Origin of the sequence: Streptomyces erythrochromogenes, assembly GCF_036170895.1 — a bacterium.
Taxonomy (GTDB): domain Bacteria; phylum Actinomycetota; class Actinomycetes; order Streptomycetales; family Streptomycetaceae; genus Streptomyces; species Streptomyces erythrochromogenes.
This window is the reverse complement of sequence record NZ_CP108036.1, coordinates 6,000,467-6,026,881: the sequence shown is the minus strand read 5'-3', so window position 1 is coordinate 6,026,881 and position 26,415 is coordinate 6,000,467. Positions and strand designations below refer to the sequence as shown.

The window sequence follows — 26,415 nt, the reverse complement described above, 5'->3', positions numbered from 1 at the left end:
CCCGATCGGACTACAGAACCCGATCAGACGTCCGTTTTGTCTCAGCTCCTGCGTACGCCTGCCGCAAGCTCGCCCGCCAGCGCCCGTACGGCGTCCAGCCCGGCCGGCAGGTCCGGCGCGTCCAGCAGCAGCTTCACGAAGGCCGAACCGACGATCACCCCGTCGGCGAAGCCGGCCACCTCCTTGGCCTGGACGGCGTTGGAGACGCCGAGGCCGACGCAGACCGGGAGCTCGGTGGTGGCGCGGGTGCGCCGCACCAGGTCCTGCGCCTGGTTTCCGACCGATTCGCGGGTGCCGGTGACGCCCATCAGCGAGGCGGCGTAGACGAAGCCGGAGCCGGCCGCCGTGATGGTGGCCAGGCGCGCGTCCTTGCTGCTCGGCGCCACGACGAAGACGGTCGCCAGACCGTGCTTCTCGGCGTGCTCGCGCCACAGCGCGGACTCCTGGACCGGCAGGTCGGGCAGGATGCAGCCGGCGCCGCCCGCCGCCGCCAGCTCGGCCGTGAACCGCTCGACGCCGTAGCGGTCGATCGGGTTCCAGTACGTCATCACCAGGATCGGCGCGCCGGTCGCCTCGTGGGCCTCGCGCACGGTGCGGAGCACGTCGGCGATCTTGACCCCGCCGCGCAGGGCGATGTCGTCGGCGGTCTGGATGATGGCGCCGTCGAGGACCGGGTCGCTGTGCGGGAGGCCGATCTCGACGACGTCCGCGCCGCCCGCGACGACGGCCTTGACCGCGTCGATGGCGCCGTCGACGGTCGGGAAGCCCGCCGGCAGGTAGGCGACGAGCGCGGCGCGGTCCTCGGACTTCGCCTTGGCGAGCGTGTCGCTCAGCAGCTGGATGTTGCCGTTGCTCACTTCGACTCCCCCTCGGCCGTCCCGCCGTCGTACAGCCCGAAGTAGCGGGCCGCCGTGTCCATGTCCTTGTCGCCGCGGCCGGACAGGTTGACGACCAGCAGGCCGTCCTTGCCCAGCTCCCTGCCCAGGTCCAGGGCGCCCGCGAGGGCGTGCGCCGACTCGATCGCCGGGATGATGCCCTCCGTACGGGAGAGCAGGCGCAGGGCCTGCATCGCGGCGTCGTCGGTGACCGCGCGGTACTCGCCGCGGCCGGCGTCCTTGAGGTAGGAGTGCTCCGGGCCGATGCCCGGGTAGTCCAGGCCGGCCGAGATGGAGTACGGCTCGGTGATCTGGCCCTCCTCGTCCTGCAGGACGTAGGAGCGGGAGCCGTGCAGGATGCCGGGCTCGCCCGCGGTGAGGGTGGCCGCGTGCTCGCCGGTCTCGACGCCGTGCCCGGCGGGTTCGAAGCCGACCAGGCGGACGCCGGCGTCCGGGATGAAGGCGTGGAAGAGGCCGATGGCGTTGGAGCCGCCGCCGACGCAGGCCGCGACGACGTCGGGCAGCCGGCCGGCGCGCTCCAGGATCTGGCGGCGGGCCTCGACGCCGATGACCCGGTGGAAGTCGCGGACCATCGCCGGGAAGGGGTGCGGGCCGGCGACCGTGCCGAAGAGGTAGTGGGTGCGGTCCACGTTGGCGACCCAGTCGCGGAACGCCTCGTTGATGGCGTCCTTCAGGGTCCGCGAGCCGGACTTCACCGCGATGACCTCGGCGCCCAGCATGCGCATGCGGGCGACGTTCAGCGCCTGGCGCTGGGTGTCGATCTCGCCCATGTAGATGACGCATTCGAGGCCGAAGAGGGCGCAGGCGGTGGCGGTGGCCACGCCGTGCTGGCCGGCGCCGGTCTCGGCGATCACGCGGGTCTTGCCCATGCGCTTGGTGAGCAGCGCCTGGCCCAGCACGTTGTTGATCTTGTGCGAGCCGGTGTGGTTGAGGTCCTCGCGCTTGAGGAAGATCCGCGCGCCGCCGGCGTGCTCGGCGAAGCGCGGCACCTCGGTGAGGGCGCTGGGGCGGCCGGTGTAGTTGACCATGAGGTCGTTGAGCTCGGCCGCGAAGGACGGGTCGCCCTTGGCCTTCTCGTACTCGACGGCGACCTCGTCCACGGCGGCGACGAGCGCCTCCGGGATGAACTTGCCGCCGAAGTCGCCGAAGTAGCCCTCGGCGTTGGGAACGTGACCCTCCGGGTCCGGGATGAAGAACTCGCTGGACATGTCCAGTGCTCCTACGGGTGCGAGATGCGGCGGGTGGTTTCACCGTATTGCGCCGCCCGCCCGTGCCGCGCACACCCCGCTGGGGGATGTCGTGGTCACGGTGCGGAGCGGCCCGCTCCCGGAGCCGGTCGGCCCGGGAAGCAGGCCGTACGGGACCGCCTGGCGACGCGGTACGCCTTCGCGTACCGGGCCGCGGCGGCCCTCGTTACGGCGCGTCTCCGCGGCGCCATCGCATGCCGTTGACCTGGCCGGGCTCGGAGCCGATCACGTACCGGACCCGCCGCCCGTGGACGCGCCGGGCCGGGGCACGGCAGCCGCGGGGGCGGCAGCCGCGCGCCAGGGGCGCGTACGCCGTCGGCACGCCGCCGGCACCGCGGCGAGGTGCCGGCGGCGCGGACTGCGTGCGGACGGAGGGACGGTCAGGGGTCACGGGACGGGTCAGCTCCGTCCGTGGCGCAGGGCCGGGTGGGCCCCGGCGGCGACGAGGTCGGCCACGGCCGCCTTAGGGTCGCGGCCGGTGACCAGGGACTCCCCGACGAGGACGGCGTCGGCGCCCTCGTTCGCGTAGGCGATCAGGTCGTGCGGTCCGCGGATGCCGGACTCGGCGACCTTGACGATGTGGGGCGGGATCTCGCCGACGACGCGCTCGAAGGTGGAACGGTCGACCTTGAGGTCCTTGAGGTTGCGGGCGTTGACACCGATGATCTTGGCGCCGGCGGCCACCGCTCGCTCCACCTCCTCCTCGTCGTGGACCTCGACGAGCGGGGTGAGGCCGATGGACTCGGCCCGCTCGATGAGGGAGACGAGGGCCTCCTGCTCCAGGGCCGCGACGATCAGCAGCGCGAGGTCGGCGCCGTAGGCGCGGGCCTCCCACAGCTGGTACGCCGTGACGATGAAGTCCTTGCGCAGGATCGGGATGTCCACGCGGGCGCGGACGGCCTCCAGGTCTGCCAGCGAGCCGCCGAACCGGCGCTGCTCGGTGAGGACGGAGATGACCGCCGCACCGCCCGCCTCGTAGTCCGCGGCGAGCCCGGCCGGATCCGCGATCGCGGCCAGCGCGCCCTTGGAGGGGCTGGAGCGCTTGACCTCGCAGATCACCTTGACGCCGTCGCCGCGCAGGGCCGCGACGCCGTCCTTGGCCTGGGGCGCCTTGGCGGCACGCTCCTTGAGCTCGTCGAGGCTCACGCGGGCCTGCCGTTCGGCAAGGTCTTCGCGGACCCCTTCGATGATCTCGTCGAGCACACTCACGCGAGCGGCCCCCTTCCGGGTCGATGACGGTCGGCCGCCCTGCAGACACGTACCACTGCAAGGTCGGCTATCAAATGGTATCCGGCGGAGGCGTCGCCCTCCGCACTCGGTTGACGGCGTCCCAGTAACTGGACATTCGGAATACGCCCTTCATCCCGGCTGCGCACGGGCCTCAGGGTGCCAGTGCCGACCCGAAAGAGAGATTTCGGACAACGGCGAAAACCAGTACCACCGCGCCCACCGCCCACGAGTGGGCGGGACGCAGGACGATCCTCGGCGCCGGCCCGCCGCGGAAGGCGCGAACCAGCCACAGGGCCATGAAACCCGCGAAGACGAAGTAGCCGACGACCGCGAGGGCATTCGACCCGAAAGCAGCGGCCAGATCCCCGTGCGCGAACGCGTGCGCGCTGCGCAGCCCGCCGCAGCCCGGGCACAGGACGCCCGTCAGCCGCAGCAGCGGGCAGACCGGGTAGTGGCCCGGCTCGTTGGGGTCCACGGCGCCCACGTACGCGAACGCCGCGCCGGCCGCGGCCAGGTAGAGCGCCGGGGCGGCGAGCCGCCTGGCCCGGGACGCCCGCTCCGCGGGCACCGCGGGTGCGGCCGGCCCGGTCTGCGGACCGGGCACGGCGTCGGGGGTGCTGGAGGCGTCCACCTGCTGATTCTCTCCGCTCACGACAAAAGGCGCAGCCCGGCGGGGCCGCGCCTTTCGGCTCTCTTCCAGGACCGGCGCAGGTGGCGCGCTCAGGCCTTGGCAGGGACCTTGTTCGCGGCGATGACGTCGGCGAGGTCCTTGTGGGCGGCCTTCGGCGCGCCCATGCCCGCGGCCCTCATCGCCAGGCCGACGACACCGCCGAGCACGACGACGACCATCCCGGCCCAGAACCCGAGGGGGTTGGCGAGCACCATGAAGGCGCCGGAGATGCAGAAACCGATGAAGGCGATGATGACACCGGTCCAGGCGGCCGGGGTGTGTCCGTGGCTAGTGCCCGCCATGAGTTGCTCCTCGTTTGCTCTGTCGCGCTGCTTTGTCGAACGTGCGGTCTGTGCCGGACGCTCGGTGACATTGTCCCGCACCGGGCGGCTTCGCCGTCCAGGGGGGTCGGCTCAGGGGCCGGGTCAGCGGGTCCGGTCGCCGCTCGGACCCGTGGTCGGGTCCTCGCCGCGGTCCAGAGCCTTCCACAGATCTTCAGGCCGGTCCGGATCCACCGCCGCGACGGCCCGCGGACGGGGGCTGCCGTCACGCTCGTAGCGGCCGCCCATCGAGGGCCAGCCGCGGCCGAAGCGCAGCGCCAGCAGTCCGGCGGCCAGGATCAGGACCGCCCCGGCGGCCGTGACGTACGGCCACGTGGTCTGGGTCAGGCCGGCCACGTGCGCCGCGCTGTCCGCGGTCGTACGGGCGGCCTGCGCGTCCAGGGCGCTGCGGCCGTCGGAGCCGAAGAGGGCGGACAGCGCCGCGCCGAGGCCGCTGAGCGCCAGCAGGCCCGACACCAGCAGCCGTCCCTTGCCGCGTACGGCGAAGACGGCGACCAGCGCGGCCAGGCCGACGATGGCCAGGGCCGCCGGGAGCCCGGTCACGGCCCGCCCGTCGGCGCTGAGCTGGAGCGAATCGCTGCCGATGGCGGCCGTGCCCCGGGCCCAGACCCGGCCGGAGGCGAGCAGGACGACGGTGGCGCCGAGCGCGCCGAGCAGCAGCGCCGCGGCCACGCTGCGGCGGCTGCTGCGGCTGTCGGGGGCCTCGGGCTCGGCGGAGGCATCGGATCGGGGCGGGGGCACGGCACTCACGTACCCCACTATCCCCTACGCCCTCAGGAGCCGCTCAGGCGGTTCGCCGCTGCCACCGCGCGCAGCACGGCGGCGGCCTTGTTGCGGCACTCGTTGTCCTCCAGCTCGGGCACCGAGTCGGCGACGACACCGGCTCCGGCCTGCACGTACGCCGTGCCGTCGCGCAGCAGCGCCGTACGGATGGCGATGGCGGTGTCGGAGTCGCCGGCGAAGTCCAGGTAGCCCACGCAGCCGCCGTAGAGGCCGCGGCGGGAGGGCTCCAGCTCCTCGATGATCTGCATGGCGCGCGGCTTGGGCGCCCCGGAGAGGGTGCCGGCCGGGAAGCAGGCGGTGAGCACGTCGAAGGCGGTCTTCCCCTCGGCCACGCGCCCCGTCACGGTGGAGACGATGTGCATGACGTGGGAGTAGCGCTCGATCGACATGAAGTCGACGACCTCGACCGATCCCGGCTCGCAGACCCGGCCGAGGTCGTTGCGGCCCAGGTCGACGAGCATCAGGTGCTCGGCGCGCTCCTTGGGGTCGGCCAGCAGCTCCTCGGCGAGGTCGTTGTCCTCCTGCGGGGTCGCGCCCCGGTGGCGGGTGCCGGCGATGGGGTGGACCATGGCCCGCCCGTCCTCGACCTTGACCAGCGCCTCGGGGCTGGAGCCGACCACGTCGAAGCCGTTCTCGAAGCGGAAGAGGTACATGTAAGGGGACGGGTTGGTGGCGCGCAGCACCCGGTAGACGTCCAGCGCGGAGGCCTTGCAGGAGGTCTCGAACCGCTGCGAGGGCACCACCTGGAAGGCCTCGCCGGCCCGGATGCGCTCCTTGATGTCCTCGACGGCCGCCTGGTACTTCTCGCCGCCCCACAGGGCGGAGAACTCGGGCAGCTCGGAGGCGGGCAGCGGGGCCGGGACGTAGGGCGCGGGCCTCGCCAGGTCCGCCTCCATGGCGTCGAGGCGGGCCACGGCGTCCGCGTGGGCCTCGTCGACCCCGGAGTCGAGGTCGTTGTGGTTGATGGCGTTGGCGATGAGCTGGACGGTGCCGTCCCAGTGGTCCAGCACCGCGAGGTCGGAGGTGAGCAGCATCGTCAGCTCGGGCAGCTCCAGGTCGTCGCTGCCGTGCTCGCCGATGCGCTCCAGGCGGCGCACGATGTCGTAGCCGAGGTAGCCGACCATGCCGCCGGTGAAGGGGGGCATGCCGCCCGCGAGGTCGCGGGGGGTGTGCAGGGCCTCGACGGTCGCGCGCAGGGCGTCGAGGGGGTCGCCGTCGGTGGGTACGCCCACGGGCGGGGTGCCGATCCAGTGCGCGCGGCCGTCCCGGACGGTCAGGGTGGCGTCGCTGCGGACCCCGACGAAGGAGTACCGGGACCAGGACCGGCCGTTCTCCGCGGACTCCAGGAGGAAGGTGCCGGGGCGTTCGGCGGCCAGCTTGCGGTAGAGCCCGACGGGCGTGTCCCCGTCGGCGAGCAGCTTGCGGCTCACGGGGATGACGCGGCGGTCGGCCGCGAGCTTGCGGAACGTCTCAAGATCCATTGCGTGGGGACCCCTACCTAGTCGGCTGCGCGGAGGAGGACGTCGTCGTCGAAACAGGTGCGGGATCCGGTGTGGCAGGCGGCTCCGACCTGGTCGACCTGGACGAGCACGGTGTCGGCGTCGCAGTCGAGGGCGACGGACTTGACGTGCTGGAAGTGGCCGGACGTATCCCCCTTCACCCAGTACTCCTGGCGGCTGCGGGACCAGTACGTGCAGCGGCCGGTGGTCAGGGTGCGGTGCAGGGCCTCGTCGTCCATCCACCCGAGCATGAGCACCTCACCGGTGTCGTACTGCTGGGCGATGGCCGGTACCAGGCCGTCGGCGGAGCGCTTGAGGCGCGCGGCGATGGCGGGGTCGAGGTTGCCGGGGCGGGGGGTCGTACTCATGGAGCCATTGTGCCGGGCCCGGATGGGGGTGGTGATCCATGTCCGTCTGATGGGCGGGCGCACGGCACGTTCCGGCCGTAGGCTGGCCCGCATGTCTACCCATGCGAAGCGTGAACGCCTGCTGCTGGCGGACTTGTTGGAGGCGGCCGGTCCGGAGGCCCCCACGCTGTGCACCGGCTGGAGGTGCCGCGACCTGGCCGCGCACGTGGTGGTGCGGGAGCGGCGGCCGGACGCGGCGGGCGGCCTGGTGCTGAACGTGCTGAAGGGGCGGCTGGACGCGGCGATGGCCGAGTACACGGCCAAGCCGTACGAGGAGCTCATCCAGCTGATCCGGACCGGGCCGCCGCGGATGTCGCTGTACGCGCTGAAGCAGATCGACGAGGCGGCGAACGCGGTGGAGTTCTACGTCCACGCGGAGGACGTCCGCCGGGCCCAGCCGGACTGGTCCCCGCGGGAGCTGGACCGGGTGTTCTCGGACGCGCTGTGGTCCCGCCTGGAGAGGATGGCCCGGCTGACGGGGCGGCGCTCGCCGGTGGGCCTGGTGCTGAGGCGTCCGAACGGGCAGACGGCGGTGGCGCACAAGGGTGCGCCGGTGGTGACGGTGACGGGCGAGCCGGGGGAACTGACGCTGTTCTGCTTCGGCCGGCAGGCGTCGGCCGCGGTGACGCTGGACGGCGAGAAGGAGGCCGTCGCGAAGCTGACGGTGGCGGAGCTGGGCCTCTAGCCGTTGCCCTGGCCGGGCGGGTGCCGTTGTTTCCCGGGTGCGGGCCGGTGGCCGCGCCTCAAGCGCCGGCGGGGCTGGGATTGCGCGGCGGTGGCTTCGGGTGGGGCGCTGCCCCTCCGGGGGCTCTCCTCGGCTCGGCGCGTGCGGGTGTGTCGCGGCCGTACGGGCTGGGTCGCGCGCTCGTCCTGCGGGGAGCCCCCGCAGTGTCCCCGCCCCACGGCCCCCGGGAAGCAGGCGGGCGGACACCGCCGGGGTGGGGGTGTGGGGACGGTGGGGGGTGTCCCCGCAGGACGAGCGCGCGACCACCCCGTACGGCCGCGACATGGCCGCACGCGCCGAGCCGAGGAGACACCCCCCGGCGGCCCCGCCCGGGGGACACCACCCCAGCCCCGCCGGGGCTTGAGGCGCGGCCACCGGGCCGCACCCGAGGGACGGACTAGCGGACGGGGTGGCCCGCTTCGCGGAGGGCCGTTTTGACCTCGGAGATGCGCAGGTCGCCGAAGTGGAAGACCGACGCCGCGAGCACCGCGTCCGCGCCCGCCTCGATCGCCGGGGCGAAGTCCGCGAGGCGGCCCGCGCCGCCCGAGGCGATCACCGGCACGGTGACGTGCTTGCGGACCGCCGCGATCATCTCCGTGTCGTAGCCGTCCTTCGTGCCGTCGGCGTCCATCGAGTTCAGCAGGATCTCCCCGGCGCCCAGCTCCGCGGCCCGGTGGGCCCACTCGACGGCGTCGAGGCCGGTGCCCCGGCGGCCGCCGTGCGTGGTGACCTCGAAGGTGCCGGACTCGGTGCGGCGGGCGTCGACCGACAGGACGAGGACCTGCCGGCCGAACCGCTCCGCGATCTCCTGGATCAGCTCGGGGCGGGCGATGGCGGCCGTGTTCACGCCCACCTTGTCCGCTCCCGCGCGCAGCAGCTTGTCGACGTCGTCGGCCGTGCGGACGCCGCCGCCCACGGTCAGCGGGATGAAGACCTGCTCGGCCGTGCGGCGCACCACGTCATAGGTGGTCTCGCGGTTCCCGGAGGACGCGGTGATGTCGAGGAAGGTCAGCTCGTCGGCGCCTTCGGCGTCGTACAGCTTGGCCATCTCCACCGGGTCGCCCGCGTCGCGCAGGTTCTGGAAGTTGACGCCCTTGACGACGCGGCCGTTGTCCACGTCCAGGCAGGGGATCACGCGTACGGCGAGGCTCATGCGGGCACCGCCTTGTACGCCTCGACCTCCACCTCGACGACCATCGACGGGTCGACGAAGCCGGAGACGATGAGCATCGTCGCGGCCGGGCGGACCGCGTCGAAGAGTTCCTTGTGGGCGCGGCCCGCGTCGTCCACGTCGCGGGCGTGCGTCAGGTACATGCGGGTGCGGACGACGTCCTCGGGGCCGAGGCCGGCCTGGGCGAGGGCCTTGAAGGCGACGCCGAAGGCGGCGATGGTCTGGTCGTACGGGCCGCCCGCGTCGGCCGCGGTGCAGCCGGAGACCAGCACGAGGCCGTTCGGCAGCTGCACGGCGCGGGAGTACGCGATGACGTCCTCGTAGGGGCCGCCGGAGGAGATGCGGCGTACGGCGCCGGTGTCGGGGGAGCTGCTCATGCGGAGACCACCTTCAGGGCTTCTTCCAGGGTGAAGGCCTTGGCGTACAGGGCCTTGCCGACGATCGCGCCCTCGACGCCCAGCGGCACCAGCTCGGACAGGGCCCGCAGGTCGTCCAGGGAGGAGACGCCGCCGGAGGCGACGACGGGCCGGTCGGTGGCGGCGCAGACGTTCTTCAGCAGCTCCAGGTTGGGGCCGGTGAGCGTGCCGTCCTTGCCGATGTCGGTGACGACGTACCGGGCGCAGCCCTCGGAGTCGAGGCGGGCGAGGGTCTCGTAGAGGTCGCCGCCCTCGCTGGTCCAGCCGCGGCCCTTGAGGGTGGTGCCGCGTACGTCGAGGCCGATGGCGATCTTGTCGCCGTGCTCGGCGATGGCCTTGGCGGCCCACTCGGGGGTCTCCAGGGCGGCGGTGCCGAGGTTGACGCGGGTGCAGCCGGTGGCGAGGGCCGCGGCGAGCGAGGCGTCGTCGCGGATGCCGCCGGACAGCTCGACCTTGATGTCCATGGCGCGGGTGATCTCGGCGACCAGGGCGCGGTTGTCGCCGGTGCCGAAGGCGGCGTCCAGGTCGACCAGGTGGAGCCACTCGGCGCCGGCGGCCTGCCAGGCGAGGGCCGCCTGCAGCGGGGAGCCGTAGGAGGTCTCGCTGCCGGAGACGCCGTGGACGAGGCGGACGGCCTGGCCGTCGCGGACGTCGACCGCGGGAAGGAGTTCGAGCGTGTTCGGCATCAGAGGGTCTCGATCCAGTTGGTGAGGAGCTGGGCGCCGGCGTCGCCGGACTTCTCGGGGTGGAACTGGGTGGCCCACAGGGCCCCGTTCTCCACCGCCGCGACGAAGCGTTCGCCGTGGGTGGCCCAGGTGACCTTGGGTGCGCGGATCAGCGGGTTGGTGACCTCGAGGGACCAGTCGCGCGCCGCGTAGGAGTGCACGAAGTAGAACCGGGCGTCGGCGTCCAGGCCGGCGAAGGCCTGGCTGTCGGCCGGGGCCTCGACGGTGTTCCAGCCCATGTGGGGGACGATCGGGGCCTTGAGCGGGCCGACGGTGCCGGGCCACTCGTCGAGGCCTGAAGTCTCCACGCCGTGCTCGATGCCGCGCTCGAAGAGGATCTGCATGCCGACGCAGATGCCCATGACCGGGCGGCCGCCGGAGAGGCGGCGGCCGATGATCCAGTCGCCGCGGACGTCCTTGAGGCCCTGCATGCATGCGGAGAAGGCGCCGACGCCGGGGACGAGGAGTCCGTCGGCGTCCATGGCCTTGTCGTAGTCGCGGGTGATCTCGACGTCCGCGCCGACGCGCGCGAGGGCGCGTTCGGCGGAGCGGACGTTGCCGAAGCCGTAGTCGAAGACGACGACCTTCTTGGTGGGGCGTGCTGTGCTCATTCCCAGATTCCTTGGATTCGCAGGACTCCGGCTGCCAGACACATCGCGGAGGCGAGGGCGAGCAGGATGATGACCGACTTGGGCATCTGCTGCTTCTGGAAGGAGTAGACGCCCCCGGCCAGGAACAGGCCGAGGACGATCAGGATGGTGTTCAGCCCGTTCACTGCTAGAGGGCGCCCTTCGTGGAGGGCAGGATGCCTGCGGCGCGCGGGTCGAACTCGGCGGCGTAGCGCAGCGCGCGGGCGAGGGCCTTGAACTGGCACTCCACGATGTGGTGGGCGTTGCGGCCGTACGGGACGTGGATGTGCAGCGCGATCTGGGCCTGCGCGACGAAGGACTCGAAGATGTGCCGGGTCATCGTCGTGTCGTAGGAGCCGATCATCGGCGCCATGTTCTCGGGCTCGGTGTGCACGAGGTAGGGGCGGCCGGACAGGTCGACGGTGACCTGGGCGAGGGACTCGTCGAGCGGCACGGTGCAGTTGCCGAAGCGGTAGATGCCCACCTTGTCGCCGAGGGCCTGCCTGAAGGCGGCGCCGAGCGCGAGGGCGGTGTCCTCGATGGTGTGGTGGGAGTCGATGTGCAGGTCGCCTTCGGTCTTGACGGTGAGGTCGAAGAGGCCGTGGCGGCCGAGCTGGTCGAGCATGTGGTCGTAGAAGCCCACACCCGTCGAGACGTCGACCTGGCCGGTTCCGTCGAGGTTTATCTCGACGACGACGGAGGTCTCCTTGGTGGTCCGTTCGACCCGTCCGATGCGGCTCATGCGTGCTGCTCCTTCTTCAGTGCGCGAACCGCTTCCAGGAACGCGTCGTTCTCTGCCGGGGTGCCGGCGGTGACCCGCAGCCGGCCGGGTACGCCGTTGTCCCGGACCAGGACCCCGTGGTCGAGGATCTTCTGCCAGGCGGTGTGCGAGTCCTCGAACTTCCCGAACTGGATGAAGTTCGCGTCGGACTCGGTGACCTCGTAGCCGATGGCCCGCAGTTCGGTGACGAGGCGGTCCCGCTCGGACTTGAGCTGCTCGACGTAGCCGAGCAGGGTGTCGGTGTGCTCCAGGGCGGCCAGGGCGGTCGCCTGGGTGACGGCGGACAGGTGGTACGGCAGGCGCACCAGCTGCACGGCGTCGACGACGGCGGGGTGTGCGGCCAGGTAGCCCAGGCGCAGGCCGGCAGCGCCGAAGGCCTTGGACATGGTCCGGGAGACCACCATGTTGGGGCGGCCCTCGATGAGGGGCAGCAGTGAGTCCCGGTGGCTGAACTCCACGTAGGCCTCGTCGACGATGACGAGGGAGGGCTTGGCGGCCTGGGCCGCCTCGTAGAGGGCCAGGACGGTCTCCGCCTCGACGGCGGTGCCCGTGGGGTTGTTGGGCGAGGTGATGAAGACGACGTCGGGGGCGTGTCGGGCGATCGCCTGCTGCGCCGCCTCCACGTCGATGGTGAAGTCCTCGCGGCGCGGGCCGGAGATCCACCCCGTGCCGGTGCCGCGGGAGATCAGCGCGTGCATGGAGTAGGAGGGCTCGAAGCCGATCGCGGTGCGGCCGGGCCCGCCGAAGGTCTGCAGCAGCTGCTGGATGACCTCGTTGGAGCCGTTGGCGGCCCATACGTTCTCCCGCGCGACCGGGTGCTTGCCGGTACGGGTGAGGTAGGCGGCAAGTTCGGTGCGCAGCTCGACCGCGTCCCGGTCCGGGTAGCGGTTGAGGGTGCGGGCGGCGTCGGCGACGCGCTCGGCGATGCGCGCGACGAGCTCCGGGGGCAGCTCGTAGGGGTTCTCGTTGGTGTTCAGCTGGACGGGCACGTCGAGCTGCGGGGCGCCGTACGGGCTCTTGCCGCGCAGTTCGTCCCGGATGGGGAGGTCGTCGATTCCGATGCTCACTGGTTGGGGACCTTCCATCCGAAGCGTGCCTTGAGGGCGGCGCCGTGGGCGGGCAGGTCCTCGGCCTCGGCCAGGGTGACCACGTGGTGGGTGACCTCGGCGAGGGCGTCGCGGGTGTAGTCGACGATGTGGATGCCGCGCAGGAAGGACTGCACGGACAGGCCCGAGGAGTGGCAGGCGCAGCCGCCGGTGGGCAGCACGTGGTTGGAGCCGGCGCAGTAGTCGCCCAGGGAGACCGGGGCCCACGGGCCGACGAAGATCGCGCCGGCGTTGCGGACGCGGGCGGCCCAGTCGGCGGCGTCGGCGGTCTGGATCTCCAGGTGCTCTGCGCCGTAGGCGTCGACGACCTTGAGGCCGTCCTCCAGGCTGTCGACGAGGACGATCGCGGACTGCTTGCCGGCGAGGGCGGGCTTGATCCGGTCCTCGACGTGCTTGGTCGCGGCGACCTGCGGCTCCAGCTCCTTCTCGACGGCGTCCGCGAGCTCGGCGGAGTCCGTGACGAGGACGGCCGCCGCCAGCGGGTCGTGCTCGGCCTGGCTGATCAGGTCGGCGGCGACGTGCACCGGGTCGGCCGTGGAGTCGGCGAGGACGGCGATCTCGGTCGGGCCGGCCTCGGTGTCGATGCCGATGCGGCCGGTGAAGTAGCGCTTGGCGGCGGCGACCCAGATGTTGCCGGGGCCGGTGACCATGTTGGCGGGAAGGCAGTCCTCGGTGCCGTACGCGAACATCGCGACAGCCTGGGCTCCGCCGACCGCGTACACCTCGTCCACGCCGAGCAGGGCGCAGGCGGCGAGGATCGTCGGGTGCGGCAGGCCGCCGAACTCCTTCTGCGGCGGGGACGCGAGCGCGATCGATTCGACGCCCGCCTCCTGGGCCGGCACCACGTTCATGACGACGGAGGACGGGTACACCGAGCGGCCGCCCGGGGCGTACAGCCCCACGCGCTCCACGGGAACCCACTTCTCGGTCACGGTGCCGCCGGGGACCACCTGGGTGGTGTGCTCGGTGCGGCGCTGTTCGCGGTGCACGATCCGGGCGCGCCGGATCGACTCCTCGAGGGCTGCGCGGACGGCCGGGTCGAGCTCGTCGAGGGCGGTCTTGAGGGCCTCGGCAGGCACCCTGACCTGCTCCAGCGTCACCCCGTCGAACTTCTGCGCGTACTCGATCAGCGCCGCCGTGCCGCGATGATGGACGTCCTCGCAGATGGGCCGCACCTTCTCCAGGGCAGCTTCTACGTCGAACTCGGCACGGGGCAGCAGGTCGCGCAGGGCGCCGCCCTCGGGGAGGGCGTCACCGCGCAGGTCGATACGAGAGATCACCTCCCAATTCTCTCAGACCGCCTCGCGCCACCGTCCGCCCGTATCACTGGCTGATACACGTCCCGGACGTCACGGGCGCCCGTTAGCGTTCGCCTACACGTACATGACGGCGGAGGGGGACCGCGGTGACCGAGGCGAGCCCGGACGGGGAACCGGCGGATCTCAGCGCTTCCGAGCGCCGGATGTGGGACGCCTTCCGCACGGGCAGCGTCTGCGATCTCAGTGCCCGCGCCGCCGACCGGGACGATCCGCACGCCGACCACGTCTGGGGTGCCGGGCGCAGTGTCCGCGCCGCGGTGGTGGCGCTGCTGCTGCTCCACGGGCCGCCGCCGGTGCCGGGCCGGGTGGCGTCCCTCAAGCTGCGGGGCGTACGGATCACCGGGCGGCTGGATCTTTCCGGTGGCACGGTTGCTCCGTACGTGGAGCTCCAGTCGTGCCGCTTCGACAGCGAGATCCAGCTGTCCGAGGCCCGCTTCGGCACGTTGCGCCTGGTCAACTGCGCGATCCCGCGGCTGGAGGCGTCCCGGCTGCACACCGAGGGCGATCTGCACCTGCCGCGCTGCCGGGTGGCGCGCGGGATCCGGCTGACCGACGCGCAGATCGGCACCGACCTGCTGGTGAGCCAGGCGGTGGTGCAGCGGGACAACAAGGGGCGGGCGATCGCCGCCGACGGGATGTCGGTCGCGCAGGACTTCCAGGGCGAGCTGCTGGAGACGTACGGGGAGGTGAGCCTGCGCGGCGCGAAGGTCGGCGTGTCGATGAACCTGCGCGGGGCCCGGCTGCGCAATCCGTCCGGGCGGCACGCCCTGAACGCCCCGCAGCTGACCGTGGAGCGGACCCTGTACCTGACCTCGATCGCCATGGGCTACGGCCGCGGCGACTCGGGCTCCTCCACTCCCCCGTACGGGCTGGGGCAGACGCCGACGCGGGGGCAGCGGGCGCAGCCGTTCGAGTGCCGGGGCGGGCTGAGGCTGGACGACGGCCGGTTCGGGGACGCCATCGACTTCTACGGGGCGCGGTTCCTGCTCACGGACGAGCAGGAGATATCCCTGCGCCGGATCCAGACCCCGGAGTTCCGCTTCGTCGGGGAGGGGCCGGAGCGCGGGCGGGTGGTGGTGTCCGGGGCCAAGGTGGTCAAGCTCGTCGACACCTCCACGAGCTGGCCGGGCCCGGGCGGGGTGTCCATCGAGGGGTTCGAGTACGAGAACCTCGCGCCCCGCGGCCACTTCCCCCTCTCCCGCCGGCTGGCCTGGCTGGAGGCGGCCACCCCCGAGTACTCGCCGGGCCCGTACGAGCGGCTGGCGGCCGTGCTGCGGGCCAGCGGCGAGGACGCGGAGGCGCGCGAGGTGCTGCTGGCCAAGCAGCGGCGGCGCCGGGCCACGCTGCCGCCGGGCCCGAAGGCGTGGGGGTACCTGCAGGACTGGACGGTGGTCTACGGGTACCGGCCGGGCCGGGCCGCGCTGTGGATGGCCGTGCTCTGGGCGGCCGGGGCGCTGCTCTTCTCCCAGCTCGACCCGCCGGCGATCAAGCAGGACGAGCATCCGCAGTGGAGCGCCCCCCTGTACGCGCTGGACCTGCTGCTCCCGGTGATCGACCTCGGCCAGCAGGGGCAGTGGAAACTGGCGGGCGGCTGGCAGTGGGGGGCGGCGGGCCTCGTCATCATGGGCTGGATCCTGGCCACGACGGTGGCGGCGGGGGCCTCCCGGCTGCTGCGGCGGGGGTGACGGGGCGCGTCCGCGGACGATTACGCTGTGCGTCGTGACCACCGTTCGCCTGCCCCTCTTCCCGCTGAACTCGGTGCTGTTCCCGGGACTCGTCCTCCCGCTGAACGTCTTCGAGGAGCGTTATCGCGCCATGATGCGCGAGCTGCTGAAGTCGGGCGAGGACGAGCCGCGCCGTTTCGCGGTCGTCGCGATCCGCGACGGCCGGGAGGTCGCCCCGACCGCGCCCGGCCTGCCGGACCCGACGTCCCTGCCCGAGCGGGGCCCGGCCGCGGGCTTCGGCGCGGACCCGATCCAGGCGTTCCACCGGGTGGGCTGCGTGGCGGAGGCGGCGACGATCCGGGAGCGGGAGGACGGCAGCTTCGAGGTCTTGGCGACCGGTACGACGCGGGTCCGCCTGCTGTCGGTCGACTCCTCGGGCCCCTTCCTGACGGCGGAGCTGGAGGAGCTCCCGGAGGACGCGGGCGACGGCGCCGGGGTCCTCGCGGAGGGCGTGCTGCGGGCCTTCCGCAACTACCAGAAGCGGCTGGCCGGGGCCCGCGAGCGGTCCCTGACGGGCGCGGAGCTCCCCGACGAGCCGTCGGTGGTGTCGTACCTGGTGGCCGCGGCGGCGGTGCTGGACATCCCGTCGAAGCAGCGGCTGCTCCAGGCCCCGGACACGGCGACGCGGCTGGCGGAGGAACTGAAACTGCTGCGCACGGAGACGGCCGTGATCCGGCACCTGCCGTCGCTGCCGGCGGTGGAGCTGACCCGCGCTCCGACGAGCCCCAACTGACCCGACCGACGGGGGACCGATGGCGAAGAAGACCAAGCAGGCGGCCGGCACTCCGGCGATCGTGGCCCTGACGGCGGCCGGGGTCGCCTTCACCACCCACGCGTACGAGCACGACCCGGCGCATCCCTCGTACGGCGAGGAGGCGGCCGAGGCCATGGGCGTCTCGCCGACGCAGGTCTTCAAGACCCTGGTGGCGGACGTGGACGGCGTCCTGACGGTGGCGGTGGTCCCGGTGTCGGGGTCGCTGGACCTGAAGGCGCTGGCGGCGGCGGTGGGCGGCAAGCGGGCGGCGATGGCGGACCCGGCGCTCGCGGAACGCACCACGGGCTACGTCCGCGGCGGCATCTCCCCGCTGGGGCAGCGCAAGCGGCTGCGCACGGTGATCGACGAGTCCGCGACGGCGCACCCCACGATCTGCTGCTCGGCGGGCCGCCGCGGCCTGGAGATCGAACTCTCCCCGTCGGACCTGGCCGCCCTCACCGGAGCCGTCCTGGCCCCGATCGCCCGGGCCTAGCCTCGGCCCGCCGCCCCCGGGGTCAGGGTCGCGGGGCTTCCGACGCGGTCGGACCGGCGTCGGCGGGCGGCAGCGTCGCCTCGGCCGGCGGCGGCGCCGGCTGGTAGTAACCGCTCCACCCGTACAGCGGGTCCGGCTCCGGATCCCGCGGCGTCCACAGCGCGGTGAACCCCAGGTGCAGCAGCACGGCGGTCATCGGCCAGGCCAGCAGCGCCCCGTACGCCAGCAGCTCCAGCGGCGCGTCGAACGGCACCCCCTTGCCGGCCGCGGCCGCGGCAGCGGCCAGGTCCGTCGAGGACGAGCCGAGCCACAGCCCGAACCGCCATCCCGCCAGCGCGGCGAAGCAGGACCCGACGGCGAGCCCGATCACCAGCGGCACGCCGCCGGCCCGGCGCCACAGGAACGTGCCGACGGCGCTCAGCACGCCCAGCCCCAGCGCCAGCAGGAAGAAGGTCCCGTCGGCGGCGATCCGCGCTTCGCTCTCGCTGTTGCGCAGGAACACCGCCTCCCCGTTGGAGACGTACTGCACCCGGGGCGCCAGCCACCACCACAGCACTCCGAGGAGCAGCCCGGCCACTGCGACCGCCAGGGCCACGACGGCCCCGTCGCGGATGTCCTCCGGGCGGATGGCCGCGGCGGAGCCACCCGGCTTCTCGGGCGGCGACGGCGGCGGGTCGAACGGGGAGTGCGGGGTCACGGCTTCGGTCACCCCCACATCGTGCCAGGTGTGTCCGGCAGCGGTGTCAGCGGACGGCCGCCCGGCGGTACGCCCAGGTCGCGACGGTCAGCGAGAGGACCCCCACGGCCGCGCAGACGCCGAGGTCGAAGAGGACGGCGGCCCAGTCCGGCGATGCCTCGAAGGTCCGGGCGAACGCCTCCACCCCGTACGTGGACGGCAGCAGGTCCCGCGCCCAGACGATCACGGCCGGCATCCGCTCGGGCGGCAGCACCCCGAGCAGCAGCGCGGCCGACATGCCGAGCTGTCCGGCGAGGGTGGCGAGCTCCTGCCGGGGTGCCAGCAGCCCCAGCGCCGCGCCGAGCCCGGCCAGTGCGGCCCCGGCGAGCGGCACCACGGCGGCCAGGATCCACAGCCCGCTCATCGGCAGCCCGAAGAGCAGGCACCCGAAGACGGCGGTGACCAGTGTCCCCGGCAGCGTGAAGGAGGCGTACGCGGCGGCCGCACCCAGCACCACCGAGGCCGGCGGCACCGGCAGGGTGGCGTAGTGGTCGAGTCCGCCGCCGGCCCGCAGCTGCCCGAAGTACTGCGCGAGCAGGTTCAGCGCGACGAAGGCGACGACGAGCACCGAGGAGCCGGCCACGACGGCCCGGGCCTCCGAGCCCCCGTCGACGACGCCGCGCATCAGGATCATGATCCCGACGGACTGGAAGGTGGCCACGAACAGCAGCGGTATCCGCGCCACCCGCGCACGGGACAGCTGCGCCCGGTAGACGGCGGCCAGCGAGGGGAAGAACCGCGCGCCGGGCGCCAGCGGCGCGGGCTGTGCGCAGCCCGGGGTGTCGGCGGCCGGCGCGGCTCCGGTCGCGGATGCCGTTGGGGCGTCGGGCGCGAGCGCGGCCCGGACGGCCCCCGTCGAGCGGTCGCTCACGACTTCACCAGCCCTTTCGTCTTGCCGCCGAGGGCCAGGTACACGTCTTCCAGGCTGGGGGTGGCCAGGGTGAAGTCGTCGAGCGCGGCGAAGGCCGGGCCCCCGGTGACCGAGGCCACCGCCGCCCTGGCCTCGTCCGGCGCCAGCCGGAGCACCCAGCGGCGCCCCGACTCGACGGCCCGGTCGCGCAGCCGGGCGACCTCCGGCACCGCCAGCGGGGCGCCTTCGCGCCACACCAGTTCCAGCCGGACCTCGCCCGAGACGTGCGCCTTCAGCGCGGCGGGCGTGTCGCAGGCGATGACCTTGCCCTGGTCGATGACGGCGACCCGGTCGAGGACGGTCTCGGCCTCGATGACGTTGTGGGTGACGAGCAGCACGGTCGCGCCGTGCTGGGCGCGGCGCCGGTCCACGGCCGCCCAGACGGCCCGCCGGGCCACGGGGTCCATGCCGGTGGTGGGCTCGTCGAGGACCAGTACGGGCCGCTCGCCGACCAGGGCGGTGGCGAAGCAGGCGAGGCGCCGCTGGCCGCCGGAGAGCTTCTTCAGGGGCCGTCCGGCGATCCCGGTCAGCCCGAGTTCCTCCAGTACGGCGTCGCGCGCGGCGCGTGCCGACCGTACGTCGAGTCCGCGCAGCCGTCCGGTGGTCTCGGCGGCCAGGGCCACCGTGAGCTCGTCCAGGGCGGTGGACTCCTGGCCGAGGTAGGCGAGCAGCCTGGAGGCCCGTCCGGGGTGGCGCACGAGGTCGTGGCCGAGGAGGGTCACGGTTCCCGAGTCGGGCCGCATCAGGCCGGTGAGCTGGCGGACCAGGGTGGACTTGCCGGCGCCGTTGGGGCCGAGCAGGCCGAAGACCTCGCCGCGCCGGACGTCGAGGCTGATTCCGTCGTTGGCGCGGGTCTCGGGCAGGGCGGGGGCGCCGCGCCGTCCGCGTACCGCGGGATACGTCTTGACCAGGTCACGCACCGCGCAGACCACGTCCGGCGCCGCTCCCGCGGCCGCTGCCGTGCCGTTCTGCGCCTGTGCTGTGCCCGTACTCACGAGGGAGCAGCCTACGGGGTTCCCGCCCCTACTCGGCCGCCGGGGTCAGCGGGGCGGCGAGGTCGGCGGGTCCGGTTCCGGGTGCGGCGGCCGGTACCGCGGCGACGTGCTCGGCGGCGGCGCGGACGTCGATCTCCCTCCAGAACCCGGCGCGGATGGCGTAGCGGTCGTGCTCGTCGATCTGGTCGTCCTTGTGCGCGAGCAGGCCGAACCGGGCGGCGTAGCGCAGCAGCTCGCCGTCGATCCGGTGCGGGATGCGCGGGTACATGGTGGCCAGTTTCTGCAGGTGCACGGTCTCCGGGAGGCGTTCCATCCAGCGTCGGGCGAACACCTGTCCCACCTCGAACGGGTCGCCGCCGACGGTGGTGATGTCCTCCTCCCGGTCGGCCCAGCGCTGTTCGGCGCTGGTGAGCTGGGCGAGGGTGGGCAGCGAGGCCGTCTCGGCGGGTTCGCCGAGCGGTCCGGCGCGGTCGATCCAGCCCTTGTCGGAGGACCAGCGCAGGGCGCTGGCGGGGGACGGCGTGGTGCTCGGCGAGGTCTGCTGGCCCCCGTGCGGTCCGGGGGCGGCGCGCAGGGCTCCGGCGAGGTCCTTGGGGGTGGGGACGCTCTTTCCGCCGGGGGTGGTGGGCGCCGGTACGGGGACTCCCTCCCGGTCGTCGTCCGCGGGGGCGGCGGCGCCGTTGCGGGCGGCCTCGGCGAGCGCGGCCTCGGGGAGCGGCGCCGAGAGGATGGCGGCGATGTCGGGCCGGGGCACGGGCGGCGGGGAGCACAGTCCGGCGAGGTCCTTGGCGCGGACGGCGCGGGTGATCCAGGCCCGGTCGAGGACGCGGCGTTCGTCGGCCTCGGCGACGAGGTCCTCGGACTGGTTGTAGTCGCCGTCGGCGGCCTGGACGGCCCACAGGTGGACGGCGACGCCGTGTTCCTTGGCGGACATCAGGCCGGGCAGCAGGTCGCCGTCGCCGGTCACGAGGACCACGTCGGAGCAGGCGCGGTTGCGGGCGAGCTCGGTGAGCTCGGCGTGCATGGCGGCGTCGACGCCCTTCTGGGCCCAGCGGCCGTCGCTGCGGGTCAGGGCGCCGAGGCGGACGGTGACGCGGGGCATGACGCGCAGCCTGCGGTGTTCGGGCTGCGGCACCCGGTCGGGTGCGCCGTCGAACCAGTAGATGCGCAGCAGGGGCTGCTCGGTGTCGGCCTCGGCCCGCTCGCGCAGGCCCTGGATGAGGGCGGCATGGTCGACGGTGATCCGGGAGCGGGAGGGCTCCCCGGCGAGAAGGCTGGCGGCGGCGCCCAGCAGGTAGCCGGCGTCCACCAGGACGACGCAGCGGTCCACGCGTTCCACCCTCTTCCCTGGGGGTCCCCATGTGTTTTTCACGGGTTCCCCGAGTCTGCCCGACCTCACGGGTGTTGAAGGCCGGAACTCGATCATCGGCGTGGCGGATCTCACGTGGGGGCGGGCCGCGGCTCTCGGCTACGCGCAGTAATGATCCAAAATGCGCGGTTTCTGGGGCTGTGTGAGTGTGAAGGCGGTCCTGGCCCCTAGACCCTCACGGAGGCTCCACCATGGCCAAGAACAAGAATCAGAAGCAGCCGGCGAAGCAGCAGACCCGCTCGTCCGGGCCGGACGCGTCGCGCTCGTCGGATTCCTCCCCCGAGCAGTCGTCCCAGGCGCCGAGTCCGATGGACCTGGCCCACAAGAGCAAGCAGAAGAAGTTCGGCCACAACTGACGCCCTTCGCGTCGGTCTGTGACGACCGGAACCGGAAGGGCCTGCCCGGCGACGCCGGGCAGGCCCTTCCGTGCGGGTGGCGGCCGCTGCTATCCGGCCAGGCAGGACGGTCCGAGCAGGACCTTGAGGTCGCCGAAGAGGGCCGGGTCGGGCTGCACCCGGTGCCGGTCGAGGCGGAGCACGGTGGTGGTCCGCGGTCCCTGGAGCTTGATCCGCACCTCGGTGTTGCCCTTGTGGTGGCGCAGGATCTCCCCCAGACGGGTCACCATCGGGGGCGTCACCTTGACCGTGGGGATGGTGAGGACCACGGGGGCGTTGGTGCCGGCCGAGGAGAGGTCGGGGACCATCATCTCCATGGCCACCAGGCGGGGGACGTCCTCGCGCTTGTCGAGGCGGCCCTTGACGAAGACGACGGTGTCCTCGACCAGCTGGGTGGAGACGAGCTGGTAGGTCGCGGGGAAGAACATGCACTCGATGGAGCCGGCCAGGTCCTCGACGGTGGCGATGGCCCACGCGTTGCCCTGCTTGGTCATCTTGCGCTGCAGGCCGGAGATGATGCCGCCGATGGTGACGACGGCGCCGTCGGAGTGCTCGCCGCCGGTCAGCTGGGAGATGCCGGCGTCCGTCTTGTCGGAGAGCACGTGCTCCAGGCCGAAGAGCGGGTGGTCGGAGACGTAGAGGCCGAGCATCTCGCGCTCCTGGGCGAGCAGGTAGGACTTCTCCCACTCGACGTCGGAGAACTCCACGTCGAGGCCGAAGCCGGGCTCGTCGCCGGCGTCGTCGTCACCCATTCCGCCGAAGAGGTCGAACTGTCCCTCGGCCTCCTTGCGCTTGACGGCGACCACGTTGTCGATCATCGGCTCGTGGTGGGCGACCAGGCCCTTGCGGGTGTGGCCCATCTCGTCGTAGGCGCCGGCCTTGATCAGCGACTCGATGGTGCGCTTGTTGCAGACGACGGCCTCGACCTTGTCCAGGAAGTCGGGGAAGGAGGAGTACTTCCCCTTGGCCTTCCTGGTCTTGATGATCGAGTCGACGACGTTCTGGCCGACGTTGCGGACGGCGGTGAGGCCGAAGAGGATCACGTCGTCGCCCTGGGCGGCGAAGTTCGACTCGGACTCGTTGACGTTCGGCGGGAGCACCTTGATGCCCATGCGGCGGCACTCGTTCAGGTAGATCGCGGACTTGTCCTTGTCGTCCTTGACCGAGGTGAGCAGGCCGGCCATGTACTCGGCCGGGTAGTTCGCCTTGAGGTAAGCGGTCCAGTAGGAGACCAGGCCGTAGGCGGCCGAGTGGGCCTTGTTGAAGGCGTAGCCGGCGAAGGGGACCAGGACGTCCCAGAGCTTCTGGATGGCCTCGTCGCTGTAGCCGTTCTTGCGGGCGCCTTCCTGGAAGATCGTGAAGTTCTTCGCCAGCTCCTCGGGCTTCTTCTTGCCCATGACGCGGCGCAGGATGTCGGCCTCGCCGAGCGAGTAGCCGGCGATGATCTGGGCGGCCTTCTGCACCTGCTCCTGGTAGACGATCAGGCCGTAGGTGACCGCGAGCACCTCTTCGAGCGGCTTCTCCAGCTCGGGGTGGATCGGGGTGATCTCCTGCTGCTTGTTCTTGCGCAGGGCGTAGTTCGTGTGCGAGTTCATGCCCATCGGGCCCGGGCGGTACAGGGCCGACACGGCGGAGATGTCTTCGAAGTTGTCGGGCTTCATCAGGCGCAGCAGGGAGCGCATGGGCCCGCCGTCGAACTGGAAGACGCCGAGGGTGTCGCCGCGGCCGAGCAGTTCGAAGGTCTTGGGGTCGTCGAGCGGGAGGCCCAGGAGGTCGATGTCGATCCCCTTGTTGGCCTTCACCATCTTGACGGCGTCGTCCATGATCGTGAGGTTGCGCAGGCCGAGGAAGTCCATCTTCAGCAGGCCGAGCGACTCGCAGCTCGGGTAGTCCCACTGGGTGATGGTGACGCCGTCGGTGTGCCGCACCCAGACGGGCACGTGGTCGGTGATCGTCTCGCTGGACATGATCACGCCGGCCGCGTGCACGCCCATCTGGCGGACGAGGCCCTCCACACCGCGGGCGGTGTCGATGACCTTCTTCACGTCGGGCTCGTTCTCGTACATGCTGCGGATCTCGCCGGCCTCGCTGTAGCGGGGGTGCGAGGGGTCGAGGATGCCGGAGAGCGGGATGCCCTTGCCGAGGACGTCGGCGGGCATGGCCTTGGTGAGGCGGTCGCCCATGGCGTACGGGTAGCCCAGGACGCGCGCCGAGTCCTTGATCGCGTTCTTGGCCTTGATGGTGCCGTAGGTGCCGATCATGGCGACCTTGTCCTGGCCGTACTTCTCCGTGACGTACCGGATCACCTCGACGCGCCTGCGCTCGTCGAAGTCGATGTCGACATCGGGCATGGAGACGCGCTCGGGGTTCAGGAAGCGCTCGAAGATCAGGCCGTGCGGGATCGGGTCGAGGTCGGTGATGCCCATGGCGTAGGCGACGATCGAGCCGGCCGCGGAGCCTCGGCCGGGGCCGACCGCGATGCCCTGGTTCTTGGCCCACATGATGAAGTCGGCGACCACGAGGAAGTAGCCGGGAAAGCCCATCGAGATGATCGTGTCCATCTCGTACTCGACCTGCTTCATGCGGTCCTCGGGGATGCCCCCGGGGAAGCGGCGGTGCATGCCGCGCATGGTCTCCTCGCGGAACCAGGTCACCTCGGTGTAGCCGTCCGGGATGTCGAACTTCGGCATCAGGTTCCGGAACTTGAACATGCCCTCGGTGTCGATCTGGTCCGCGACCAGCTTGGTGTTGGCGCAGCCCTCCTGCCAGGCGTCCGAGGAGTCGATGGCGTACATCTCGTCGGTCGACTTCAGGTAGTAGCCGGAGCCGTCGAAGCGGAAGCGGTCGGGGTCCGAGAGGTTCTTGCCGGTCTGGATGCACAGCAGGGCGTCGTGGGCGGCCGCCTCGCTGGCGTAGGTGTAGTGCGAGTCGTTCGTCACCAGCGGCGGGATGCCGAGCTTCTTGCCGATCTCCAGCAGTCCGTCGCGGACCCGGCGCTCGATCTCGATGCCGTGGTCCATCAGCTCCAGGAAGTAGCGGTCCTTGCCGAAGATGTCCTGGTACTCGGAGGCCGACTTCAGGGCCTCGTCGAACTGGCCGAGGCGCAGGCGGGTCTGCAGCTCGCCGGAGGGGCAGCCGGTGGAGGCGATCAGCCCCTCGGACCACTTGCTGATGGTCTCCTTGTCCATGCGCGGCCACTTCGTGAGCCAGCCCTCGGCGTACGCGTCGGAGGACAGCCGGAAGAGGTTGTGCAGGCCGGTGGCGTTCGCCGCCCAGATCGTCTTGTGGGTGTAACCGCCCGAACCGGAGACGTCGTCGCGCTTCTGGTGGGGCTGGCCCCACTGGATGCGCCGCTTGTTGCGCCGGGACTCGGGGGCGACGTACGCCTCGATGCCGATGATCGGCGTGATCCCGGACTTCTGGGCGGTGTGGAAGAAGTCGTAGGCCCCGTGCAGGTTGCCGTGGTCGGACATGGCGATGTGCGTCATGCCCATCTCGTTGCACGCGTTGAACATGTCCTTCAGCCGTGCGGCACCGTCCAGCAGCGAGTACTGGGTGTGGACGTGCAGGTGCGTGAACGGCGTCTTGGTCACGGCGCTGGTCTCCTGGCGGCGGGGGGAGGGGGGCAGCTTTGAATCCTACGTCCCACGGGTGACAGATCACGGGCACTGAACGGTACGGTCGGGCGTTGCAGAACCAGGGGCACCGGTCCGGCGTCCAGTCCGGCAGAGCCCGTACCACCCCGTGCACCAGGAGGAACCCGCCATGGCGGTCCCCGAGACGACCGACGAGCAGCGCGCCGAGGAGATCCTCGACGTGTTCGACACCGCATTCGGTGAACTGCTCGCCGCCGACCCCGCTGCCTTCCAGGTCAAGTTCCGCAAGATGGCGGCCTCGGCCTTCGCCTTCTACCGCGGCACGGCCTGCCTCTTCTACTCCGACCTGGAGCGGGACCGGCACGGCGGCCCGTACCTGGACGAGCGGACGGGCCGGGTGTGGATCCACGGCGATCTCCACGCCGAGAACTTCGGCACGTACATGGATTCCAACGGCCGGCTGATCTTCAACGTCAACGACTTCGACGAGGCCTATGTCGGCCCCTTCACCTGGGACCTCAAGCGCTTCGCGGCCTCCGTCGCGCTGATCGGCTACACCAAGGCGCTCAGCGACGACCAGATAAGCGAGCTGGTGCGGATCTACGCCGGCGCGTACCGGGAGCGGATCCACCGGCTGGCCGCGGGTGCGAAGAACGAGGAGGTGCCCTCCTTCACCCTGGACACCGCCGAGGGCCCGCTGCTGGACGCGCTGCGCTCGGCCCGCTCCCGCACGCGCTTCTCCCTGCTGGACTCGATGACGGAGATACGGGACTACGAGCGCCGCTTCACCTCCGGCGGCGGTTCCATCGAGCTGGACGCCGCGACCCGCTACAAGGTGCTGGCCGCCTTCGACGGGTACCTGGAGACGCTTCCCGAGGAGTCCCTCGTGCGCCCCGACTCCTACCGGGTCAAGGACGTGGTCGGCCGCCGGGGCGTCGGCATCGGCTCGGCCGGCCTGCCCTCCTACAACATCCTCCTGGAAGGGCACAGCGACGCCCTGGAGAACGACGTCGTGATCTACCTCAAGCAGGCGCAGACCCCGGCGGTCTCCCGGCACATCACGGACCGGGCGGTACGGGAGTACTTCCTGCACGAGGGGCACCGCACGGTGATCTCGCAGCGGGCCCTCCAGGCGCACGCCGACCCGTGGCTGGGCTGGACGGAGCTGGACGGCGCGGGGCAGCTGGTGGCGGAGGTCTCGCCGTACGCGGTGGACCTGGACTGGTCGGACCTGGACGACCCGGAGGAGATCGCGGCCGTGGTCGCCGACCTCGGCCGGGCCACGGCGACCATGCACGCGTCGGCCGACGAGGCGGAGAGCGGGCAGTCCCTGGTGCCGTTCTCCACCGAGCGGGCCATCGACGCGGCGATCGCGGCGGACGAGGAGGGCTTCGCGGAGCTGCTGGTGGACTTCGCGCACGCGTACGGGGCCCGGGCGCGCGCCGACCACCAGATCTTCGTGGACCTGTTCCGCAACGGGCGTCTCACCCCCTGAACCG

General features: G+C 72.2%; 28 protein-coding genes. 6 read left to right on the top strand and 22 right to left on the bottom strand.

Annotation, left to right across the window (positions count from 1 at the left end; genetic code table 11):
- Nucleotides 1-41: 41 nt before the first annotated feature.
- The 9 genes from trpA to hisI form a co-directional block, all read right to left on the bottom strand.
- On the bottom strand, nt 42-857 hold the full coding sequence (gene trpA, locus OHA91_RS27570; RefSeq protein WP_031149375.1) for a tryptophan synthase subunit alpha: 816 nt from the start codon (nt 855-857) through the stop codon (nt 42-44).
- Complete coding sequence (gene trpB / locus OHA91_RS27565) at nt 854-2,104, bottom strand: tryptophan synthase subunit beta (RefSeq protein WP_328740209.1); 1,251 nt, start codon at nt 2,102-2,104, stop codon at nt 854-856. Before trpB ends, trpA begins: the two co-directional genes overlap by 4 nt.
- Nucleotides 2,105-2,309: 205 nt before the next feature.
- On the bottom strand, nt 2,310-2,465 hold the full coding sequence (gene trpM, locus OHA91_RS27560; protein WP_381620827.1) for a tryptophan biosynthesis modulator TrpM: 156 nt from the start codon (nt 2,463-2,465) through the stop codon (nt 2,310-2,312).
- A gap of 77 nt (nt 2,466-2,542) precedes the next feature.
- Nucleotides 2,543-3,352: an indole-3-glycerol phosphate synthase TrpC gene (trpC, locus tag OHA91_RS27555; protein WP_030032547.1), complete on the bottom strand. Its 810-nt coding sequence runs from the start codon at nt 3,350-3,352 to the stop codon at nt 2,543-2,545.
- A 172-nt stretch (nt 3,353-3,524) separates the two neighbouring features.
- Nucleotides 3,525-4,025, bottom strand: a complete 501-nt coding sequence (locus tag OHA91_RS27550) for a DUF2752 domain-containing protein (RefSeq protein ID WP_107064677.1) — start codon at nt 4,023-4,025, stop codon at nt 3,525-3,527.
- Between the two features lie 68 nt (nt 4,026-4,093).
- Entirely contained in the window at nt 4,094-4,345 is a 252-nt protein-coding gene (locus tag OHA91_RS27545) for an HGxxPAAW family protein (protein ID WP_031149381.1), read from the bottom strand.
- A 123-nt stretch (nt 4,346-4,468) separates the two neighbouring features.
- A complete protein-coding gene (locus tag OHA91_RS27540) occupies nt 4,469-5,143 on the bottom strand; it encodes a TIGR02234 family membrane protein (protein WP_031149383.1) in 675 nt (224 codons plus the stop codon).
- 14 nt (nt 5,144-5,157) lie between these two features.
- Nucleotides 5,158-6,648 (bottom strand): anthranilate synthase component I, encoded by a 1,491-nt coding sequence (locus OHA91_RS27535; protein WP_266502079.1) that lies wholly within the window; start codon nt 6,646-6,648, stop codon nt 5,158-5,160.
- Between the two features lie 17 nt (nt 6,649-6,665).
- Nucleotides 6,666-7,034, bottom strand: coding sequence for a phosphoribosyl-AMP cyclohydrolase (gene hisI / locus OHA91_RS27530; protein WP_031149387.1), 369 nt, complete (start codon nt 7,032-7,034; stop codon nt 6,666-6,668).
- A gap of 91 nt (nt 7,035-7,125) precedes the next feature.
- Between hisI and OHA91_RS27525 the strand changes: the two genes are divergently transcribed.
- On the top strand, nt 7,126-7,758 hold the full coding sequence (locus OHA91_RS27525; RefSeq protein ID WP_031149390.1) for a TIGR03085 family metal-binding protein: 633 nt from the start codon (nt 7,126-7,128) through the stop codon (nt 7,756-7,758).
- A gap of 436 nt (nt 7,759-8,194) precedes the next feature.
- On the opposite strand, the gene hisF is transcribed toward OHA91_RS27525, so the two are convergent.
- From hisF to hisD, 8 genes are read right to left on the bottom strand one after another with little or no spacing between them, the layout of a single operon-like run.
- On the bottom strand, nt 8,195-8,950 hold the full coding sequence (hisF, locus tag OHA91_RS27520) for an imidazole glycerol phosphate synthase subunit HisF (RefSeq protein WP_031149391.1): 756 nt from the start codon (nt 8,948-8,950) through the stop codon (nt 8,195-8,197).
- Nucleotides 8,947-9,345, bottom strand: coding sequence for a RidA family protein (locus OHA91_RS27515; RefSeq protein WP_031149393.1), 399 nt, complete (start codon nt 9,343-9,345; stop codon nt 8,947-8,949). The genes hisF and OHA91_RS27515 overlap by 4 nt, the downstream gene beginning before the upstream one ends.
- The gene (priA, locus tag OHA91_RS27510) at nt 9,342-10,070 is read right to left on the bottom strand and encodes a bifunctional 1-(5-phosphoribosyl)-5-((5-phosphoribosylamino)methylideneamino)imidazole-4-carboxamide isomerase/phosphoribosylanthranilate isomerase PriA (protein WP_266502074.1); all 729 of its coding nucleotides are present in this window, start codon (nt 10,068-10,070) and stop codon (nt 9,342-9,344) included. The genes OHA91_RS27515 and priA overlap by 4 nt, the downstream gene beginning before the upstream one ends.
- A complete protein-coding gene (gene hisH / locus OHA91_RS27505; protein ID WP_030964994.1) occupies nt 10,070-10,720 on the bottom strand; it encodes an imidazole glycerol phosphate synthase subunit HisH in 651 nt (216 codons plus the stop codon). Before hisH ends, priA begins: the two co-directional genes overlap by 1 nt.
- On the bottom strand, nt 10,717-10,884 hold the full coding sequence (locus OHA91_RS27500) for a hypothetical protein (RefSeq protein ID WP_030855494.1): 168 nt from the start codon (nt 10,882-10,884) through the stop codon (nt 10,717-10,719). Before OHA91_RS27500 ends, hisH begins: the two co-directional genes overlap by 4 nt.
- 2 nt (nt 10,885-10,886) lie before the next feature.
- A complete protein-coding gene (gene hisB / locus OHA91_RS27495) occupies nt 10,887-11,480 on the bottom strand; it encodes an imidazoleglycerol-phosphate dehydratase HisB (RefSeq protein ID WP_328740208.1) in 594 nt (197 codons plus the stop codon).
- Nucleotides 11,477-12,604, bottom strand: a complete 1,128-nt coding sequence (locus OHA91_RS27490; protein ID WP_031149397.1) for a histidinol-phosphate transaminase — start codon at nt 12,602-12,604, stop codon at nt 11,477-11,479. Before OHA91_RS27490 ends, hisB begins: the two co-directional genes overlap by 4 nt.
- On the bottom strand, nt 12,583-13,905 hold the full coding sequence (gene hisD / locus OHA91_RS27485) for a histidinol dehydrogenase (RefSeq protein WP_031149399.1): 1,323 nt from the start codon (nt 13,903-13,905) through the stop codon (nt 12,583-12,585). Before hisD ends, OHA91_RS27490 begins: the two co-directional genes overlap by 22 nt.
- A gap of 125 nt (nt 13,906-14,030) precedes the next feature.
- Here hisD and OHA91_RS27480 point away from each other — a divergent pair, with 125 nt between their 5' ends.
- Genes OHA91_RS27480 through ybaK form a run of 3 tightly spaced genes read left to right on the top strand, consistent with a single transcriptional unit; the run spans nt 14,031 to nt 16,915 of the window.
- Nucleotides 14,031-15,629 (top strand): hypothetical protein, encoded by a 1,599-nt coding sequence (locus tag OHA91_RS27480; protein ID WP_031149400.1) that lies wholly within the window; start codon nt 14,031-14,033, stop codon nt 15,627-15,629.
- Between the two features lie 34 nt (nt 15,630-15,663).
- Nucleotides 15,664-16,401: an LON peptidase substrate-binding domain-containing protein gene (locus OHA91_RS27475; RefSeq protein WP_031149402.1), complete on the top strand. Its 738-nt coding sequence runs from the start codon at nt 15,664-15,666 to the stop codon at nt 16,399-16,401.
- 19 nt (nt 16,402-16,420) lie between these two features.
- Nucleotides 16,421-16,915 (top strand): Cys-tRNA(Pro) deacylase, encoded by a 495-nt coding sequence (gene ybaK / locus OHA91_RS27470; RefSeq protein ID WP_031149405.1) that lies wholly within the window; start codon nt 16,421-16,423, stop codon nt 16,913-16,915.
- A 22-nt stretch (nt 16,916-16,937) separates the two neighbouring features.
- On the opposite strand, the gene OHA91_RS27465 is transcribed toward ybaK, so the two are convergent.
- The 4 genes from OHA91_RS27465 to OHA91_RS27450 are packed head-to-tail and all read right to left on the bottom strand — an operon-like array spanning nt 16,938 to nt 20,895.
- On the bottom strand, nt 16,938-17,630 hold the full coding sequence (locus OHA91_RS27465) for a hypothetical protein (RefSeq protein WP_381620592.1): 693 nt from the start codon (nt 17,628-17,630) through the stop codon (nt 16,938-16,940).
- A 28-nt stretch (nt 17,631-17,658) separates the two neighbouring features.
- Nucleotides 17,659-18,522, bottom strand: coding sequence for an ABC transporter permease (locus OHA91_RS27460; RefSeq protein WP_051893059.1), 864 nt, complete (start codon nt 18,520-18,522; stop codon nt 17,659-17,661).
- Entirely contained in the window at nt 18,519-19,556 is a 1,038-nt protein-coding gene (locus OHA91_RS27455; protein ID WP_266502067.1) for an ABC transporter ATP-binding protein, read from the bottom strand. Before OHA91_RS27455 ends, OHA91_RS27460 begins: the two co-directional genes overlap by 4 nt.
- A gap of 28 nt (nt 19,557-19,584) precedes the next feature.
- Entirely contained in the window at nt 19,585-20,895 is a 1,311-nt protein-coding gene (locus tag OHA91_RS27450; protein WP_051893060.1) for an NYN domain-containing protein, read from the bottom strand.
- Between the two features lie 221 nt (nt 20,896-21,116).
- Here OHA91_RS27450 and OHA91_RS27445 point away from each other — a divergent pair, with 221 nt between their 5' ends.
- Nucleotides 21,117-21,281, top strand: coding sequence for a hypothetical protein (locus OHA91_RS27445; protein ID WP_167344713.1), 165 nt, complete (start codon nt 21,117-21,119; stop codon nt 21,279-21,281).
- Nucleotides 21,282-21,370: 89 nt separating this feature from the next.
- On the opposite strand, the gene dnaE is transcribed toward OHA91_RS27445, so the two are convergent.
- On the bottom strand, nt 21,371-24,913 hold the full coding sequence (gene dnaE, locus OHA91_RS27440; RefSeq protein WP_266502063.1) for a DNA polymerase III subunit alpha: 3,543 nt from the start codon (nt 24,911-24,913) through the stop codon (nt 21,371-21,373).
- 172 nt (nt 24,914-25,085) lie between these two features.
- On the opposite strand from dnaE, the gene OHA91_RS27435 reads away from it, so the two are divergent.
- A complete protein-coding gene (locus OHA91_RS27435; protein WP_266502061.1) occupies nt 25,086-26,411 on the top strand; it encodes a DUF2252 domain-containing protein in 1,326 nt (441 codons plus the stop codon).
- Nucleotides 26,412-26,415 lie beyond the last annotated feature (4 nt).